At 26.2% G+C, this 18,251-nt stretch carries 15 protein-coding genes; 9 read left to right on the plus strand and 6 right to left on the minus strand.

The window, feature by feature from the left end:
- Positions 1–20: 20 nt before the first annotated feature.
- The gene (locus tag ACKU3H_RS05785) at positions 21–1,865 is read right to left on the minus strand and encodes a GGDEF domain-containing protein (protein WP_320036026.1); all 1,845 of its coding nucleotides are present in this window, start codon (positions 1,863–1,865) and stop codon (positions 21–23) included.
- Positions 1,866–1,943: 78 nt separating this feature from the next.
- Between ACKU3H_RS05785 and ACKU3H_RS05790 the strand changes: the two genes are divergently transcribed.
- On the plus strand, positions 1,944–4,718 hold the full coding sequence (locus ACKU3H_RS05790; protein ID WP_320036027.1) for a RecB-like helicase: 2,775 nt from the start codon (positions 1,944–1,946) through the stop codon (positions 4,716–4,718).
- On the opposite strand, the gene ACKU3H_RS05795 is transcribed toward ACKU3H_RS05790, so the two are convergent.
- The 3 genes from ACKU3H_RS05795 to ilvA form a co-directional block, all read right to left on the minus strand.
- A complete protein-coding gene (locus tag ACKU3H_RS05795; RefSeq protein WP_320036028.1) occupies positions 4,711–5,277 on the minus strand; it encodes a thiamine phosphate synthase in 567 nt (188 codons plus the stop codon). The two genes, ACKU3H_RS05790 and ACKU3H_RS05795, sit on opposite strands and share 8 nt — an antisense overlap.
- A 114-nt stretch (positions 5,278–5,391) precedes the next feature.
- Positions 5,392–6,078 carry a F0F1 ATP synthase subunit A gene (locus tag ACKU3H_RS05800; RefSeq protein ID WP_320036029.1) on the minus strand — a complete coding sequence of 229 codons (687 nt, stop codon included), beginning with the start codon at positions 6,076–6,078 and terminating at the stop codon, positions 5,392–5,394.
- A 91-nt stretch (positions 6,079–6,169) separates the two neighbouring features.
- Complete coding sequence (gene ilvA, locus ACKU3H_RS05805; protein WP_320036030.1) at positions 6,170–7,375, minus strand: threonine ammonia-lyase; 1,206 nt, start codon at positions 7,373–7,375, stop codon at positions 6,170–6,172.
- Positions 7,376–7,532: 157 nt separating this feature from the next.
- Between ilvA and trmD the strand changes: the two genes are divergently transcribed.
- The 8 genes from trmD to ACKU3H_RS05845 all read left to right on the plus strand — a co-directional run bounded on the left by trmD (position 7,533) and on the right by ACKU3H_RS05845 (position 14,396).
- Positions 7,533–8,222, plus strand: a complete 690-nt coding sequence (gene trmD, locus ACKU3H_RS05810) for a tRNA (guanosine(37)-N1)-methyltransferase TrmD (RefSeq protein ID WP_320036031.1) — start codon at positions 7,533–7,535, stop codon at positions 8,220–8,222.
- Between the two features lie 55 nt (positions 8,223–8,277).
- Complete coding sequence (gene rplS / locus ACKU3H_RS05815; RefSeq protein WP_320036032.1) at positions 8,278–8,634, plus strand: 50S ribosomal protein L19; 357 nt, start codon at positions 8,278–8,280, stop codon at positions 8,632–8,634.
- A gap of 42 nt (positions 8,635–8,676) precedes the next feature.
- A complete protein-coding gene (locus tag ACKU3H_RS05820; RefSeq protein ID WP_320036033.1) occupies positions 8,677–9,213 on the plus strand; it encodes a nucleoside phosphorylase in 537 nt (178 codons plus the stop codon).
- A complete protein-coding gene (locus ACKU3H_RS05825) occupies positions 9,210–10,463 on the plus strand; it encodes a spore photoproduct lyase family protein (RefSeq protein WP_320036034.1) in 1,254 nt (417 codons plus the stop codon). Before ACKU3H_RS05820 ends, ACKU3H_RS05825 begins: the two co-directional genes overlap by 4 nt.
- Positions 10,464–10,578: 115 nt before the next feature.
- On the plus strand, positions 10,579–10,701 hold the full coding sequence (locus ACKU3H_RS05830; protein WP_320036035.1) for a hypothetical protein: 123 nt from the start codon (positions 10,579–10,581) through the stop codon (positions 10,699–10,701).
- An 86-nt stretch (positions 10,702–10,787) separates the two neighbouring features.
- On the plus strand, positions 10,788–11,384 hold the full coding sequence (locus ACKU3H_RS05835) for a metallophosphoesterase family protein (protein ID WP_320036036.1): 597 nt from the start codon (positions 10,788–10,790) through the stop codon (positions 11,382–11,384).
- 221 nt (positions 11,385–11,605) lie between these two features.
- Positions 11,606–12,760, plus strand: coding sequence for a PD-(D/E)XK nuclease family protein (locus ACKU3H_RS05840; RefSeq protein ID WP_320036037.1), 1,155 nt, complete (start codon positions 11,606–11,608; stop codon positions 12,758–12,760).
- A 535-nt stretch (positions 12,761–13,295) separates the two neighbouring features.
- A complete protein-coding gene (locus ACKU3H_RS05845) occupies positions 13,296–14,396 on the plus strand; it encodes a methyltransferase domain-containing protein (protein WP_320036038.1) in 1,101 nt (366 codons plus the stop codon).
- A gap of 21 nt (positions 14,397–14,417) precedes the next feature.
- On the opposite strand, the gene ACKU3H_RS05850 is transcribed toward ACKU3H_RS05845, so the two are convergent.
- The gene (locus tag ACKU3H_RS05850; protein ID WP_320036039.1) at positions 14,418–16,100 is read right to left on the minus strand and encodes a HAMP domain-containing sensor histidine kinase; all 1,683 of its coding nucleotides are present in this window, start codon (positions 16,098–16,100) and stop codon (positions 14,418–14,420) included.
- Between the two features lie 9 nt (positions 16,101–16,109).
- The gene (locus ACKU3H_RS05855) at positions 16,110–18,164 is read right to left on the minus strand and encodes an EAL domain-containing protein (RefSeq protein WP_320036040.1); all 2,055 of its coding nucleotides are present in this window, start codon (positions 18,162–18,164) and stop codon (positions 16,110–16,112) included.
- Between the last annotated feature and the right edge of the window lie 87 nt (positions 18,165–18,251).

Raw genomic sequence — 18,251 nt, forward strand, 5'->3', positions numbered from 1 at the left:
AGGGCGATTATATCTAAAATTTACTTAGATTTATTTTGAAGTTCAAATATAGATTTTGTAAATCTAACTACTGTATTTCTCCCATTATTTTTTGCTTTATAAAGTGCTAAATCGGCAAATCTAATTGCTTCTTTAATATCATCTGTATCTTTTGGATACATAGAAACACCTATACTTAAAGTTTTTCTAACTGTTGCCATTCCACCTGTAGGGATTTCTGCTTTAGAAAAATTCATTCTAATTTTTTGTGCTACTTCGATAATTGATTCTTCATCACAATTATAAAGAAGAATCATAAACTCTTCTCCACCATATCTAATTGCAATATCAGATTCTCTAATATTGTCATTTAAAATCTCAGCTACAATTTTAATTGCATTATCTCCAATCTCATGTCCATAAGTATCATTTATAATTTTGAAGAAATCAATATCTAACATTAAAATACCGTATTCAATCTCTAATCTATTTGTTTGAGCTGTAATTTTTGGAACTATATCTTCTAAATATTTTCTGTTGAATAGTCCAGTTAAGGCATCTGTTTGTGCATTTTTTTCAAGTATATGCATCAGTTTTTTACTTACAATTACTGTTTTTGCCACATCAACATAATCTTGAATATATGGTGTTAGGTTCTGAACTCTTTCAATCTCTTTTTCACTTTCTGTAAATATAGAGATAATAAGATCTAGCTCATTTGAAATTGAGTATGGAATACAGAAATAATTGTATTTATCACATGTATGACAGGCTGGGCACATATCTTTAAAGTGTGTAGAATCAATCATTGTATTAGTTCTATCAGCTCTACAACCCTCTTCAAATATATTACAAAAGATATTTTTTTCTTTATGTACTACCGTGATTTCGCCACTAACTGTATTTGCTTCAAAAAAGTTAAAATTTTCTATGCCTGTTTTATCTTTGATAATTTGAGCTAATCTATCATATACTTGCTCTATAGTTTCATCATATTCTATTGTTTTTCTAAATTTATAAACATCTGAAAGTCTTTCAACAGTATTTTTTACATTTATTAGGTGGTCTTTATCCATTTTTCTTTGATTTTCTGAAAGGAAAATTGATATTTTTGCATCTATAGAATCTAAAGTAATCTCTAATTTTTCCAAAAATCCATTAATCCATGTTGATACATCTTCTGATTCTTTACCTTTAACTCCAATAATACGATATGAATAATCACCTTTTTGAGCTTTATTCATAACTTTTCTAATAGAATCAAAAAGGCTTAAAAATGGAGATATTATTATATTTAAGATGAAGATAATTACTACCATTAGTATTAAAGCGATGGTAATAGTGTTTGTCATAGTTTTTATACCAACTTGTTTAGACTCATCAATTGACATTTGAATAGTAATTGCACCCAATGTATCACCCTCATCGGCATTACTATGACATGAGATACAGTTTATTTTACCTGCACTTGTTGCATTATATGGAATAGTAATTCTATAATTACTTTCAGAAAAAATATTTTCATCTATGACTCTTTTTGTTTTCCCTGTACGTAATACTTCTTCATCTACACTATCTTTTACATGCTCATTAAGTAAGCCAACACCATAAAGTTCTATAACTTTTTGACCTCTACTTAACCAGATCTTATCAATGTTTGGGATGTTTTTTAATTGACTTAAAAATAACTCCCTATCATCAATAACGCCAGATACCATTTGAGAAGTTAAAGCATGCTCAACAGTCTTTGCAATAGCATGAGCTTTATCGTCAATAGATTTAATACCATACTCTCTAAAGTTGTATACCATATCTGCAGTTATAAGGATAAACATAAAACTTATAATTGAGATAACTAATAAAATAATTTTGTTTTTTGTTTTCATAGAATATTACTCATAATTTAAAAATAGATTTATTATATCAATAAAAAAATTAATTAAAGTTAATCTTAAGTTAAATTAGTGGAAAAATTAATTTTAATAATGTATTATTTCAATATGAAACAGTTTTTAGCATTAAAAGCAAGTGCAGGAAGTGGAAAAACTTTTGCCTTGACAGTACGATATATTTCCCTACTATTATTAAACGCAAAACCTAAAGAGATATTAACACTTACTTTTACTAATAAAGCGGCAAATGAGATGAGTGAGAGAATCTATAATACCTTACTTAACTTAGGTAATGATGAAGCTTATTTAAATGAAATATCTAAAGAATCAGGTTTATCAAAAGAGAGAATCTTAGAAAAAAAAGATAGATTGATAAACAATTATACAAATGCAACTTTATCTATTTTTACAATTGATAAATTTATAAATATGATATTAAGAGAGTTTTGCGGATATATTGGGATTAGTGATGATTTTGAGATAAAAGAGGATGATATTGAAAGCTTAAGTATTAAGTTTTTGGAATCTTTATCTTTAGAAGATTTTGATAAATTGGTTGATTTTCAAATCTATGAGAAGAAAAAATATAATTCACTTTTTGAGATATTCCAAAATCTTTTAGAAAAAAATGAAGAGATAGTAACAGTAAATATTGATGCAAGTCTTTTGGGCGTACAAAAGAAGAGTGTAGTTGATGAAGCATTAAAAATAAAAGAGTTTATACTAAACTGTCCTCAAGCATCAAATAGTGCAAAAAATGCAGTTGATTTTGAAACTTTTGAAGAGTTGATGTCTAAAGGGAAAACATGGCTTAGTAAAGATAGTGTGTTTGAGTTTTCATATTTTAAAAAATGTGCAAATGATTTACTTGAAACCTTCTTTTTAAATGTAAAAAAAGAGATGGCTGTATATTATAAGATTAGAGCTGGTTATAGTATCAGCAAGCTGTTTGAATTGTATAGATTATTTAAAGAGTATAAATTTAAATATAACAAATCAAAAAACTATTTACACTTTAGTGATATTTCAAATTTAACCTATGAATTACTTTCAAAAAAAATTGATAAAGACTTTTTATATTTTAGATTAGATTCAAAATTTTCACATATATTAATTGATGAGTTTCAAGATACCTCTTTACTTCAATATAAAATTTTACAACCTTTAATTGAAGAGATATTATCTTCAAGTGAATTTAAAACATTTTTCTATGTTGGAGATACAAAACAATCTATTTATAGATTTAGAGGTGGGAAAAGGGAACTTTTTGATTATGTACTTAAATCAAATAAACAAGTTGAAGTTGAGATTTTAAATACAAATTATCGTTCTTGTGAAAACATAGTAAATTTTGTAAATACAAGTTTTTCAAAACTTCCATCTTATGAGTACCATGACCAAATGTCATTGCATAAAGATGGATATGTTGAGGTTTTAGAAGATGAAGCTTTATTAGAAGAGGACAAATATGAAAATATAGCAAAAAAGATTTCATCCTTAATGCAAAGTGGTGTAAATAGTAATGATATCGCAATATTAACTTATACAAATGATGATGTATTAAATATCTATTCATATTTAAAAAAGATGTTTCCAAGTTTGAAAATATCTACAGAGATGACTTCAAAACTTATAAATCAAGAAAATGTAAAAGCTTTGATAAATATGGTTAAGTATCTTTATTTTCAAGAAGAGATTTATAAAGAGAATGTAAATGCAATATTGGGAAAAGCACCTGCATCAAAACTTGAAATAAAAGTTGACATAAAAAGATATAGCTTGCAAGAGGTTCTTTACAGTATTTCAAATCTATTAAATATAGTTGATGATAATGTTATAAAACTTATAGAATTGAGTAATCAATATAAAAATATTATTGATTTTATTTATGAGATAGATAAGTTGGATGCTTCAATAGAAAACTCAGAACAAATAGGTTTACAAATACTTACCATATTTAAATCAAAAGGTTTAGAGTTTCATACTGTTATATTACTTGATAGAATTAAACAAAAAAATGCTGACAAAAGCTCATTACTTTTTGAATATGATGAGGTAAATCTAAAAAATATCTATTATAAAATATCTGGTTTAGAAAACTATAATGAGGATTATAAAAAAGCGTTAGAAAAAGAAAAAGCTCTAAATTTTGAAGATGAATTAAATATTTTATATGTTGCTTTAACAAGGGCAAAAAAGAATCTTATAGTGCATAAGAAAAATCATAAAAGTTCAGTTTTTAATCTTATAGATTTGGTAAAAAGTGAAATTGGACAAATTCAAATTAGTGACAATAAAACAAAAAACTATGAAAAAAGTGAAAAGGTTATATATAAACCTTTAAATTTAGGTTTACAAGATAAACCAGTAAAAAAAGATGATGATGACAAAGAGTATTCTTTGTATTCAAGATATTATGGGATAGCTACACACTATTGTCTTGAGATGATGAATAAGTTTGATGAGGTTTCATTAAAATATGCATTAAATCTTACAAAAAACAGATATTCAAGCTATTTAGTTGATAAAGATTTTGTTAGTATTGAACAAAGAATAAATTATCTAATTCAACACAAAGAGTTTAAACAAATAGTTGAGGGTGCCAATTTTAATAAAGAGCAATCTTTACTTTATAACAAAGAGTTGAAGATAATCGATTTATTGGCTATAAAAGATGATACCTATTATATCTTTGATTATAAGACTACCCAAAATGAATTGCCAGAGCATGAAATACAAGTAAAAACTTATAAGAAAGCCATAGAAGAGATTTCAGGTGGCAAAAGAGTTTTTACTTTTATTATCTATTTAAAAGAGAATGAAGCTATTTTAAAAAAACTTATATAAAATACCTAATAGAAGCGAAACCAAAAGCTTTTGCTTTTTTTATCTCTTCTATTTGAGTGTCTGTAATAATTCCACCCAAAGCAATAATATTTAAATCTTCATATATTTTAACTGCTTCTTTTAAGTTACTTATACCTTTTGGCTCACCTTTGTTTGGTGTGTTATAAATAGGTGAATAAGTTACTGCATTTACATGAAATTTTAATGCCAAGTCAAGCTCTTTATAGTTGTGACAAGAGATAATTGTATATAGATCTAAACTCTTAGCCTCTTTGATTTTATCAAACTGTGTTGAGTTTAGATGAACTCCATTTGCACCTAAGTTATATGCTAATTCAATATTACTATTGATTAAGATTTTTTCTATATTGTTCTGTTTGCAAACATCTACAAATATAGAAGCTAACTCTTCTATATTTTCTGATTCTTTATCTCTAAAGCAAGCTATATTAACATCTTTAGATTTTAGTGCTTTTTCTAAATTTTTTTTGAAAAGTGTTGGATTGTTTGAATAATATTTTGGATCAGTTATCAAATAACTAATAAAATCTTCATCCATTTGTAAACCTCTATATTAAATATTTTAAAGATTTTATTATAGTTTTTATTAAAAAGAGGGCATAAAAAAAGGGGAAAGAAAATCTTTCCCCTTTTTTGTTAGTCAAACTAGTTTCTAGTGACCTTCTTCTTCCATCATAATAGATCCTGCAATATATACATATGTTAGGATACTGAAAATAAATGCTTGTAAGAATCCAAATGCAGTTAACATAAAGAAACCTGCCATTGGTAATAACCATGGAACTAACATTAAAAGTACCATAGTAAACATATCATCACCTTTTATCGAACCAAAAAGTCTGAATGATAATGAAATAATTCTTGATAAGTGAGAAATTATTTCAATTGGGAACATTAATGGAGCAAGTACAGGCATTGGACCCATAAAGTGTTTGAAATAGTTTACAAAACCATTCTTTTTAATACCTAAGTAGTTATAGTAAACAAATACAATTAGAGCTAAACTAAGTGTAAAGTTGATATTAGCAGTTGGAGATTCAAATCCTGGGATAATACCTAACATATTACTAAAGAAAATAACTAACGCTAATGAACCAATTAATGGTAAATATCTTCTTGCGTTTTGTTCTCCCATTGTATCAGCACCCATGCTGATAATTCCACCAATAAATGCTTCTAAAAGATTTTGTGAACCAGTTGGTACTAGTTGCATTTTTTTAGTAGCAGCTCTTGAAAGTAAAAAGATAACTCCAATTACTATTGCAAAATGTGATAAGATAAGCCATTCTTGACCGTGCCCACCAATTGCACCTAAGAATGTAAACAGTCTTCCTTCCATTGTCTTCCTTTTATGATTTCTTTCTTTGACTAAAATATCAGATATTATATATTTTATTTTCTAAATATTTTATAAATGTGTACTATAAAATTTATATTTGTTTATATCTGTAACCATTTTGTTTCAATTTTTCCCTTATCTCTTTTTGGTGCTCTTCACCTTTTGTTTCTAAAGAAATAGTTATGTGAGCCTCTCCAAAGTCCAGTTTTACCGAATCTCTATCGTAATCTATTTGAACTATGTTAGCTGCACAATCTTTAAATATTTCAGATAATTCTGTAAGTGAACCTGGTTTGTCTCTTAAAGTAACAATTAGATTCATTTTTCTATAAGATTTAACTAAACCTTTTTCAATAATTTGTGAAAGCATAGTAACATCAATATTTCCTCCACTAATAACTGCACAAACTTTTGAATCTTCTATTTCAACTTTTTCGTGTAAGATTGCTGCTGTTGAAACTGCACCTGCTCCTTCAACTACAAGTTTATGTTTTTCTAGTAAAAATAAAATAGCATTTGCTATTTCATTATCTGTTACTTCAACAATATGGTCAACATAATCTATAATGATCTCTAAAAGTTTTGGATTTACATCTCTAACTGCAATACCATCTGCAATTGTTCTAACTGAAACAGAATCAATTGGCATTTGTGATTTGTATGATTCTTTCATCCCTGGAGCACCAGCTGCTACAACTCCAATAATCTTAATATCTGGGTTTATTGCTTTTGCTGCTATTGCAATTCCTGAGATTAGACCTCCACCACCAATTGGTACAATTAGTTGTTTTAAATCTGGAATTTGTTCTAAAATCTCCAAGGAGATTGTTCCTTGACCCGCTATTACTTCATCATCTGCAAAAGGGTGAATAAATTCACTATTGTTTTCTTGGCAAAATTTCATTGAAGCTTCGTATGCTTCATCAAAGTTTTCACCTGTTAAAACAACATTGGCACCATAAGATTTTACACCACTAACTTTTGTAAGAGGAGTTGCTTCTGGCATAAAAATAGTTGCTTCACAACCAAAATATTGAGCTGAAAAAGCCACACCTTGAGCATGATTTCCTGCACTTGCTGCAACAACACCTTTCTTTCTTTTTTCTTCACTTAGTTTTGCAATTCTGTTAAATGCACCTCTTAATTTAAAACTACCAGTTAATTGTAAGTTTTCTTTTTTTAAATAGATTTCACTATTAAAAGTTTTACTTAATATTGGTGCTCTTGTTAATGGAGTATTTTCTGCAACATTTTCTAAGTTACTTTTTGCTTCTTTTATATCACTTAATGTAATCATTTTATCTTCTTCTTTATATTGTATGTGGAATATTATCAAAAATAAGTTTTTACACTTATAAATAGAGATAGAATATATATGAATAATTTTAATTCTTTTGTTTGTTTAAATTAATTATGATAAACTTTCAAAAATATAAGGATACTTCAATTTATATATGAAATTTACATTTGTGACATTATTTCCAAACTTGATAGAGCCATATTTTTATGATTCTATATTAAAAAGAGCGATTGATTCAGAATTTTTAAGTTATGAGTTTTATAATCCAAGAGATTACACAAAAAACAAACACTTAAAAGTAGATTCACCAATGGTTGGTGGCGGGGCAGGGATGCTTATGAATTGTCAACCACTTTTTGATTGTTTAGATGAGATAAAAAGTAAAAATGAAGATGCTTATATTATCTTTCCCTTAGCAGCAGCAAAACCTTTTAGACAAAATGATGCTAAAAGATTAGCAAAGAAAAAAAATTTAGTTTTTGTAAGTGGAAGATATGAGGGAATTGATGAGAGAGTTATAGAAAAATATGCTAATGAAGTATTTTCTATAGGAGAATTTATACTTACAGGTGGAGAATTGCCATCTTTAGTTATGGCTGATGCCATTGCTAGGAATGTTGATGGTGTTCTTGGAAATGCTGATTCTTTAACTATGGAAAGCTATGAAAACAATCTTTTAGAAGCCCCATCTTTTTCAAAACCTGAAAATTTTGAAAATTTAAGTGTAATTAAAGAATTCTTAAAGGGAAATCATAGTAAAATTGCCGACCTAAAAAACAATCTGGCTATTTGCAAAACAAAATATTTTAGACCAGGATTGATTACAAGAAAAAAAACAAAATAGAAGCGTGATATCCCGCAACTTGCAAATGCGGGCACTTTCACCAAAGGGAAATACAATGAAAAATAGATATATTGCGAGCTTTGAAGCAGCGCAACTTGCAGAAAAAGAGATTCCACAGTTTAGAGCAGGTGATACTGTTAGACTTGGTGTTGAGATTAAAGAAGGTGAGAAGAAGAGAGTTCAAACTTACGAAGGTGTAGTTATTGCTAGAAGCGGAAACGGTGTAGATGCTACATTTACAGTAAGAAAAATCGGAGCTAACTCTGTTGGTGTAGAGAGAATTTTCCCTCTATATTCTGAATCTATCAAAACTTTTGAGGTAATCAGAAGAGGTAAAGTAAGAAGAGCTAAATTACACTACCTAAGAGGTCTTACTGGTAAAAAAGCTAAGATTAAAGAACTTAGAAAATAATAAAGCTTTAAAAACTAAGACTTCGGTCTTAGTTTTACTTTCATGTCTAAGACATTTATCCACACAGCCTTACTATCAGAAGCACAAGCATTAATTAACTCTTTAAAACTAAAACAGGATAATTCTGTCCAAAATCTACCTAAAAACAGTAAACTATTTAAAGATGAAGATGAAAAATATTTATTAATAGTATCTGGTATGGGGAAAGAGAATTGCATAAACTCTTTAGAATATGTTTATGAAAACTACAAAATATCAAAAGCTATTAATATTGGAATTGCTGGGTGTAGCGATTCATCAGTCAAAATTGGAACACTATTTTGTACAAATAGACTGCTTCCAAATATAAATTTTGCTCCAATTACAACAGTAGATGAACCTTTGGAAGATGATGAAAATCTAGAAACACTTTTAGTGGATATGGAAGCAAAATATTTTTTGGAAACTTCAAAAAAGTATTGTGATAATCTTTTTTGTTTTAAAGTTGTTTCTGATTATCTGGAGATAGAAATCCCTAAAAAATCCTTTGTGATTGAGCTTATTGAAAAAACAAAACAAAGCTGGAAAAAGTATTTATGACTTATAAAGAAAAGTTTGAGGAATCTCTTCCTAAAACAAACTTCAAAAACCTTAGTTTTGAAAATCAAGAGTTTATTACAAAAATTGCATTTCTTTATGAGTTTTCTTTCCAAGAATTAAAACAGATAATAGACTTCGCAATTGATTTTAATATGTGGCATGAACCTGATATCTCTAAGCTTTTTAACGAAGAGTATGCAAATAGAAAAAATGCTTTTAACGATATAAGAAAAAAGTGGGAAAATTTTAGGTCAAAACCAAACTCATATAAAAACTTTTCAAAAGATTTGTATAAAGATGATGTAAGAAAGTTTTCATTTACTAAATTTGAAGGTGAAAAAACTGCTTTAGGTTCTTGCCCTGTTGCAAGTGCTAACACTAGATGTTGTAATTTACTTACATTAGATGCAGTTCAATCTTGTGGTTTTGATTGTTCATATTGTTCTATTCAATCTTTTTACAATCAAGATAAAATAGGTTTTGATGTAAACTTTAAAAAGAATCTTGAAAATCTAAAATTAGACCCAAATCAAACTTATCATATAGGAACAGGGCAAAGTTCAGATTCACTTATGTGGGGAAATAAAGAGGGGATTTTAGATGCCTTATTTGAGTTTGCAAGAAAAAATCCAAATGTAATACTTGAATTTAAAACAAAATCAAACAACATAAAATACTTTTTAGAAAATGAAGTTCCTAAAAACATAATTTGTACTTGGTCTTTAAATACACAAACTATAATTGACAATGAAGAACATCTAGCAGCAAGTTTAAACCAAAGAATCGAAGCAGCAAAAAAAGTAAGCGATAAAGGTGTTTTAGTAGGTTTTCACTTTCACCCAATAGTTCACTATGAAAACTATTTAGAAGAGTATGAAGAGGTTTATAAAACTCTTATTGATACTTTTGATTCAAAAAAAGTAGCCTTGGTTTCACTTGGAACTTTAACCTTTATAAAACCAGTTATAAACAAAATAAGAAGTAGAAAGTTTAAATCAAAAATCCTACAAATGCCACTAACAGATGCAAATGGAAAACAGTCTTATCCATTAGAAATAAAAAGAGAGATGTTCAAACATGCATATGACACTTTCAAACCTTGGCATCAAGATGTATATTTTTATATGTGTATGGAAGATGAATCTTTATGGAAAGATGTATTTGGTTATGAATACTCAAGCAATAATCAAATGGAAGAGTTTATGAAGATGAGTTATATGGGGAAGATATACAAAAATAATACTTTGTAGATATTCTTTATATTTTATTGAAAAGTCTTTAGTATAAAAGAATATTAAAATAAAGTGTTTAATAAATTAACTATAATTAACAAAAATTCTAATTATATTAAGATAAAATAATCTTATGACATATAAATACGATTATGATAAAACTCTATACAGACTTATAATAATTTTAAAAAAATTAAATGATGGTGGAAAATTATCTGTTGAAAATTTGGCGGAAAAATTTAATGTATCTATATAGTACTATTCAAAGGGATTTAAGTGGAAGCTTTAATATGTCAAGAAAGTCGTAAATGAGAATAAATTAAAATTTATGGATAATAACACATGAAAATACTACATACAACAGATTTACACTTTAATAAAAATTGGTTTGAATGGTTAATTAAACAACAAAACAATTATGATGTATTTTGTATCACTGGTGATTTTTTGGAAGATTCAAAAAATGAAACACTCTTAGAACAGATAGAGTGGATAACAAATTGGATGAAAAAATTTAAGAAACCTTTGTTTATTTGCAGTGGTAATCATGATATAGAAGAGTTGGAAAATGAAGATTGGTTTAGTAAAATTTCAAATGTGTATAGCGATAATACAATAAAAATAATTGATGGCATAAAATTTGGATGTATTCCTTATATAGCACCAGAATTTTATGAATATGATGAATGTGACGTGATTTTATACCATTTACCACCCTCTTATACAAAAACAGCAATACACAATAAAACGAATGAAGATTGGGGAGATAATGAGTTTTATAGAAATATAAAAAATGGTGTACTATCACCAAAAGTTATACTTTGTGGTCATATGCATCATCCAATAGATATTATTGATAAAATAAATAATACTATGATTTATAATACAGGTGTTGACAAGAAAAAAGATATTCCAAACCATTTTTGTATTGAAATTTGATACAAAATGAAATGAATTAATTGAATTATTGAAAAATTTATCTAATTTTGTTTATAAAAATTTGTTGAATCTGTATAGGTTAAAAATAGTATGTAAGTGTAAAAATGGGAAAATCTATCAATCTACATACTTTAACGGTGCTACATATAAAATAAATGTTGCTGAGTGTGAAAGAACTATTGGAAGCAACTATTTTGAGAGAATAATCTAGGGAGCAAATAATGAGTAATGATAAAAATGAATATGAACAGTTAGAAGAATTTATTTTTAACGATGAAGTACAAAATACATTATCTGAAATAAGTGATAATGTAATGGATTTTAATATACTTGAAATTACAGGTATGGGTACACAAGAAGTTAAACATTCTAATATTTTAGGTTGGTTATTTGATGATAGTGAACATAATTTAGAATATCTAATTTTAGAAGATTTTTTGAAAAAAGTAGTCGATGAAAATAATAATAAAAAAATTGAGTCACTAAAACATTATTTGTATCTACCAAAAAATAAAAATAGAGATATTACAGTTTTTAGAGAAAAAGATTATATTGATTTACTTATTGTCGATGAAGCAAATAAATTTGTTATAACGATAGAAAATAAATTATATGCAAGTGAAAGAGTTGAAGATGGCGGTGGTGGGCAGCTTAATGACTATGAAAGAATAATAAATGAAAAATATTCAGATGAATACACTAAGTATTTCATTTTCTTAACTATTAATCTTGAAGAACCTACTAGAAACAACTGGTTAAAAGCAAGTCATACGATGGTTGCAAATACAATTGAAAACATTTTAAAATCAAAAGATATTTCTGTAAAAACTAAAATATTGTTAGAAAGCTATATAGATTTAATGAAAAGGAGAGGTATTGTGGAAGATAAAAAACTAGAAGAATTATGTGAAAAAATTTGGTTGAATAAAGATTATGCTGAAGCTTTAAATATTTTAATTCAACATAAAACAACTATCACAAAAAAATTTTATGAAGATAAACTTGATGATGAATTTGATTTTAAGGATGATTCGGTTTTTATAAAATTAGAAAGTACAGATAAAATATATGAAATATTAGACTTAAATTGGGATGACATAGAAGAAACAATATTTGATATTTCTTGTGAATATGAAAATGAAGATATAGTTTTATATTTTTCACATCGTGCATTATATAATGAAGATATGAATGAAGATATACAAAATATTTGTAATAAAATCAAAAATAAGAAATCTAAAAAATATGAAGAAATAAAAAGGTACACAATTGATGATTTTGTTAATAAAGGGGAAAAATTTGTCATTGATGACATGAAAGAAACTATTAATAGAATTGATACAACATTATTATCTATGTTAAATAAGCTAAATTAATATCATGAGTATCCCAAATCAAGAAACAATATTTGGAACAATAGATTTTCAAGGAAAAACTTACAGTTTATTATCTCAGTCATTAAGTGATGAACAATTTGAGCAGATAAATTAATACAAAAAAGAGAATAACTGTGGTAGTTCATCAGCTCCTTGGAGTGTAAATAGACTTAATTAAAAAAATTTTGTACCATTTTAAACCACTTCGTAGTGATTAAAAGTGTATAAAAAGAGGTATAGTTTTGTAGATTATTTAATCTATCCCTTATTACATAGGCTATAGAGAGTCAGTTAGAATATTCAAGCAATAATCAAATGGAAGAGTTTATGAAGATGAGCTATATGGATAAAATACTTCTTAATAAATAACTAATAGATTCTAATTTATTATTAAACTTTACTATGCATAAAAACTATACATAATTACCGCTAGAAAAGATATTTAAATGTTATACTTGATTAGAGCTTATTTTTATCTTTTTTGACTTAATACCTTGACTAATATTTTCTGTAGCTCAGTTTAAAGGAGCTAATTATGAATTCACATGCTGTTAAAGAAGCTTTTGAAAAAGCTATGCAACTTCAAAAATCTGGATCAACTACACAAGCAATAACAATTTATGAAGATATTTTGTTTGAGGATAAAACTAATTTTGAAGCAAATTTTGAAATTGGTAATTGTCATAAAACTAATAAAAACTACAATAAGGCGCTTTTTTATTTAAAAGAAGCTAGTAAGGCTAATACTGAGTGTTATACTTGCCATTTTAATATGGCACAAATCTATGATAAACTTTGTAAATATGAGTTTTCACTTTTTCATTTGGAAAAGGTTATGAAAGTTTGTCCTGAGTTTTATGAAGCTCTTTTTTCTATAGCTCAATGTTATAGAAAAATGAAAAATGAAGGAAAAATGTATGAGTATCTAAAAAGAACTCTTGCAAAACTACCAGAACATCCAGGAGCAAACCATCTTTTAGCATCTTTAAATGAAGAGACTAGCAGTGAATACTCATCTTTGTATGCAAGAGACCTTTTTGATAGATATGCTGGACATTTTGAGGAACATCTTGTTAGTTCTCTAAAGTATCAAGTTCCTTTTATCATAAAAGAAAAATTATTCTCATTAAACTCTTCAAAAGATTCTAAAATATTAGATTTAGGTTGTGGTACGGGGTTATTAGGTAAAACTATTGTTGAATCTTTTCCAAACTTAGTTGGTGTTGATATATCTTCAAATATGATAGATGAAACAAGAAAAAAAGATATATATTCTGAACTTCATACAAATGATATTCATAAATTTCTTTTAGAAAGTGTTAAAGAATACGATTTAATCATAGCTGCTGATGTATTTATATATATTGGGGCTTTAAAAACTATTTTCTCGAGCATTAAAAAAACTATAAATAGTGATAGCCATTTTATCTTCACAATAGAGCTTTTAGATGAACTTGAAAAGGAAAGTTTCCAATTGGGAAAAAGTGGAAGGTTTTCTCATACTATAAAATATATAGAATCATTGTGCAAAGATTTTGGTTTTGAGCTTATAGATAAAGAAGAGATTATCTTAAGAGAAGAGAATAAAATAGGGCAGAAGGGTGCTATTTTTATCTTAAAAACTTGTGATATTTAAGAGAAAAAAGTAAATTGCTATTTATTCTTTGTTAAGAATGAGTTTAAAACAAGCTCCTTCTTTTGTGTTTGAAACTTCTATTTGTCCGTTCATATTTTTTTCTATAATTATTTTACTCATGTAAAGCCCTAGTCCTGAACCATTTTTTTCAAGTTTTGTTGAGCTGTATGGTTCAAATAGATTTTCTAAAACCTCATTTTTTATCCCTTTCCCACTGTCTTCAAATTTGATTATGATTTGATTTTTATCAAGTTTTATTGATACATGAATATATTTTTTTTCATCTTCTTTTGTATTCTCTTGTATAGCGTCAATTGAGTTATTTAGTAGGTTTATAAATACTTGTTCTAGTTCATCTTGGAAAGTTTTTATTATAAAATTTTTATAGTTATCTTTGTTGTATAAGATTTTGTATTTTATATTTGCATTTTTTAGTTTGATATCAACTATACTAAAAGATTTATCAATTAGGTCTATGATATTTAACTCTTTTCTTTCTTTTTGCGGTTTTAAAAAATCTCTAAAATTATCAATTGTTTTTGACATATACATTAGTTTGTGTTTTATATTTTCAGTGATACTTTTTTGTTCCTCTTTAGTTAAAATATCTCTTTCAAATTTTATTTGCATCTCTTGCATTAGAACAGATATTGCGTTTAAAGGTTGTCTCCATTGGTGGGCAAGCATTGAGGTCATTTCTCCCATTGCTGCTATTTTTGATTGTTGTATTAGTATCTTTTGTTGTTTATCTAATTCATCAAAGAGTTTTTTTGGAATTATTGCTAAAAGTTTACCTAAAACAAATGATATAAAAATTACAATCAGTATGAGAAAGAATATCTCTTTGTTTATTAGCTCTAAGAAGTGATTTAATGAGTCTTTTGGTGTTAAACCTATATATAATATTTCACCATTTTTAGTATCAATTAGTATATCTTTATAGATATACTTTTTTTCTTTTATATTTGAGATATTATCTAAATATCTAGTCCAATTTTTTTTATTGCTTGATACTAAAATATGTTTATCTTGGTCATAAATGTCAACATCAAAAGATTTTGAATCTGATATTTCATTTAGTAAACTTTGTGCAAAAATATTTACTACAATAATCCCTTGTTTATTAAAATCCAAGAAAACTGGTGTAGCAAATCTTAATACAGGTTTATATGGAATTTCTATTTTTTTATTTTCTATATTTAAATCTAATTTGGAAACAAAGATTTCATTTTTATTTTTTTTCATAGTTTCAATAAAATAGTCTCTATGTTTTTTATTTTGTAAATTATTTTTTTCTATAAGTTTTATTGGTGTATTTATTTTAACTTTATCTATTCTTACAATCTCTTGCCCTTGGTTATTTATATATCTTAGTTGGGTAATATATTTTTCATGTTTTGATAAGGTTTCAAATAGGGTTATTAAATCTTTTTTATGTTCATTTGTAGGATTATTTATATAGCTTGTAAAAAATCTATTTGTTGTAATTGTAAAAAGAAATTTTTCAAAATGCTCATAAAACTCTAAAGTTTTTTCTTTTTTTAGATTTATTTCATATTGAGCTTTATCTTTATCGCTTTTATATTGATAGGTTTTAAGTTCAGAAAAAATTACAAATACTATAAGTATTGCAAAACTTGTACCTGTCAAAATAAATAAAAGAGTAAAGTTTTTTGTATAATTTATTCTTTTTATAAAATCCATAATTTATACTTATGTTTTCTTTAAAATCTCTTCTAAAGGTTTTGGTTTATCAAAATAGTATCCTTGATAATAATCAACATCCAAAGATTTTAGTTTTTCAAAAATTATTTCATCTTCTACAAACTCTGCTATAACTTTTATATCTAATTTTTTGGCAAAAGAGACTATAGATTCTATAAGAATATAACCTTTATAATCTGTAATTCTTTTTACTATTGAACCGTCAAGTTTAATTACATCAAGTGGAACATCAAAAAAGTAATCATAGTTTGAATATCCAGAACCAAAATCATCAATAGCTATTTTTGCACCATAACTTTTCATAATGCTACAAAAATTGTTTGTTTTTTCAATATCTTGTAAACCTTCAGATTCCAAAAATTCTAAAGTAATAGGATAAGGATGATTTTTAAGTACTTTTTCCAAATAGTTTATTATTACTGGGTTTGTAATATCTTCATATGATAGATTTATACTTATTGATTGTTTAAAAAGCAGTGAAGCTTCAATTGATTTTTTAATCATGGTCATGGTAAATATCTCATATACTTTTGAGTCTTGAACAACATCTAGGAAGAAATATGGTGAGATGATATTTTTATTATCATCTGGGTCTATAACTCTTGCTAGAGATTCATATTTTATTAGATTCATATTTTTATCAACAATTGGTTGAAAGTAGGGAACCACTAAATCTTTTGCTAAAGCTTTTTTAACTTTTTGTTGCATTGTGATATTTTTTATATAAATATCTTTAGGATTTTTTAATTCTTTATAACATTTATAGGGGCTTTTACTTGTATATGCTGCATCTAACGCAATAAATGATTCAAGTAATAAATCTGTAGTTCCTAAAGTACTTGAACCTATGGTTACTGAGATATCTATAGTTAGTTTATCAATTTTAACAATATACTTATCAAAATAATCTATTAGTTTTTGTGCAAATTCTTTTATCTGATTTGTAGTTGAATCTTCATTAATCTCTACAACTATTGCAAAAATAGAGCTTTCAAGTTTATAAAAAGTTTTTTTATTTGAATCAATTTTTAAAGAGTAGTTTTTTATCTCATTAGCTAAATTTTTTAAAATATTATCTGCAAATACAAAGCCATAAGTTTGTTTGTATTTTTTAAAATTATCTAAGCTAACTAAAACTAAAGATGCTTTTTTTTCTTCTTTATTTAGATAGTTTATAAGAGAGTGTCTATTTGGTAATTCTGTTACTAAATCTTTATATAACTCTTCAATCTTTTCATTTTTTTTTCTTAGTGTATCAGTTAAATTTTTCAAAATAATACTTATGGTTTTTATCTCATCCTCTTCTATATAAGAAGCAAATCCTGTCATATTTAAAGTAAAAAAATTTTTATTTATATTAAGAACAATATCTTTTGAAAAAATCTCAAAATTCATAATCTTTGAAAACATCACTTCTCTTATTTTATCTTTAGAACCAATCTCTTCATTTTCATAATCGTAATGTTGTCCAACCTGAAACAGGTTATTAAACTCTATCTCAAAACCTAAATTTTCTTTGAAAAAAGCTTTTAGATTATCTGATACTGAAGTTATTTGTCCATCTGGTGTAAGCTCAACAACATAATTTGTTAAATTTATAACTTTTTTGTAGTTTTCAAGCTGTATTTTTTTTCTTTCAAGCTCTTTTTTTGTTGTAACGATATTTATGATTTTTTCCACTTCTTTTAAAAGACTATTTAAATCTATAGGTTTTTCTATAAATTTATCAATCTTTAACTCAATGGCTTTTTTTAAGTATTCTATGTCATTAAAAGCAGTTGTGATGATAACAGGTATTTCTAGATTTTTTTCTCTTAAATGTTCTACAAGCTTTAAACCGTTTAGTTTTGGCATTCTAATATCTGTTATGATAATATCAAGTTGATAATTCTCTTTTTCTAAAATACTGATTGCTTCTTCTCCATTACTAGCACAATGGACAGTAGAAACTATCATTTTCAAAATATTACTAATTGATTTTTGAACAACTAAATCATCTTCAATATAAAGTATTTTTATTTTTGTGTGTTTTATATTTGGCATAAAAAACCTTTTTAAATCAATAATAATATTTTTACATATATTTGTATTATGTATTCTATTAGTAATTAGATAAAAGTTTTTATAAAT

It is taken from the genome of Halarcobacter sp. (assembly GCF_963675975.1).
Classification (GTDB): Bacteria; Campylobacterota; Campylobacteria; order Campylobacterales; family Arcobacteraceae; genus Halarcobacter.

Bases quoted from the DNA above. Each gene is read 5' to 3' on its own strand.
- ACKU3H_RS05785 (WP_320036026.1), bottom strand. From the start codon at position 1,865: ATGAAAACAAAAAACAAAATTATTTTATTAGTTATCTCAATTATAAGT.
- ACKU3H_RS05795 (WP_320036028.1), bottom strand. From the start codon at position 5,277: ATGGATGAAGATTTTATTAGTTATTTGATAACTGATCCAAAATATTAT.
- ACKU3H_RS05800 (WP_320036029.1), bottom strand. From the start codon at position 6,078: ATGGAAGGAAGACTGTTTACATTCTTAGGTGCAATTGGTGGGCACGGT.
- ilvA (WP_320036030.1), bottom strand. From the start codon at position 7,375: ATGATTACATTAAGTGATATAAAAGAAGCAAAAAGTAACTTAGAAAAT.
- trmD (WP_320036031.1), top strand. From the start codon at position 7,533: ATGAAATTTACATTTGTGACATTATTTCCAAACTTGATAGAGCCATAT.
- rplS (WP_320036032.1), top strand. From the start codon at position 8,278: ATGAAAAATAGATATATTGCGAGCTTTGAAGCAGCGCAACTTGCAGAA.
- ACKU3H_RS05820 (WP_320036033.1), top strand. From the start codon at position 8,677: ATGTCTAAGACATTTATCCACACAGCCTTACTATCAGAAGCACAAGCA.
- ACKU3H_RS05825 (WP_320036034.1), top strand. From the start codon at position 9,210: ATGACTTATAAAGAAAAGTTTGAGGAATCTCTTCCTAAAACAAACTTC.
- ACKU3H_RS05830 (WP_320036035.1), top strand. From the start codon at position 10,579: ATGACATATAAATACGATTATGATAAAACTCTATACAGACTTATAATA.
- ACKU3H_RS05835 (WP_320036036.1), top strand. From the start codon at position 10,788: ATGAAAATACTACATACAACAGATTTACACTTTAATAAAAATTGGTTT.
- ACKU3H_RS05840 (WP_320036037.1), top strand. From the start codon at position 11,606: ATGAGTAATGATAAAAATGAATATGAACAGTTAGAAGAATTTATTTTT.
- ACKU3H_RS05845 (WP_320036038.1), top strand. From the start codon at position 13,296: ATGAATTCACATGCTGTTAAAGAAGCTTTTGAAAAAGCTATGCAACTT.
- ACKU3H_RS05850 (WP_320036039.1), bottom strand. From the start codon at position 16,100: ATGGATTTTATAAAAAGAATAAATTATACAAAAAACTTTACTCTTTTA.
- ACKU3H_RS05855 (WP_320036040.1), bottom strand. From the start codon at position 18,164: ATGCCAAATATAAAACACACAAAAATAAAAATACTTTATATTGAAGAT.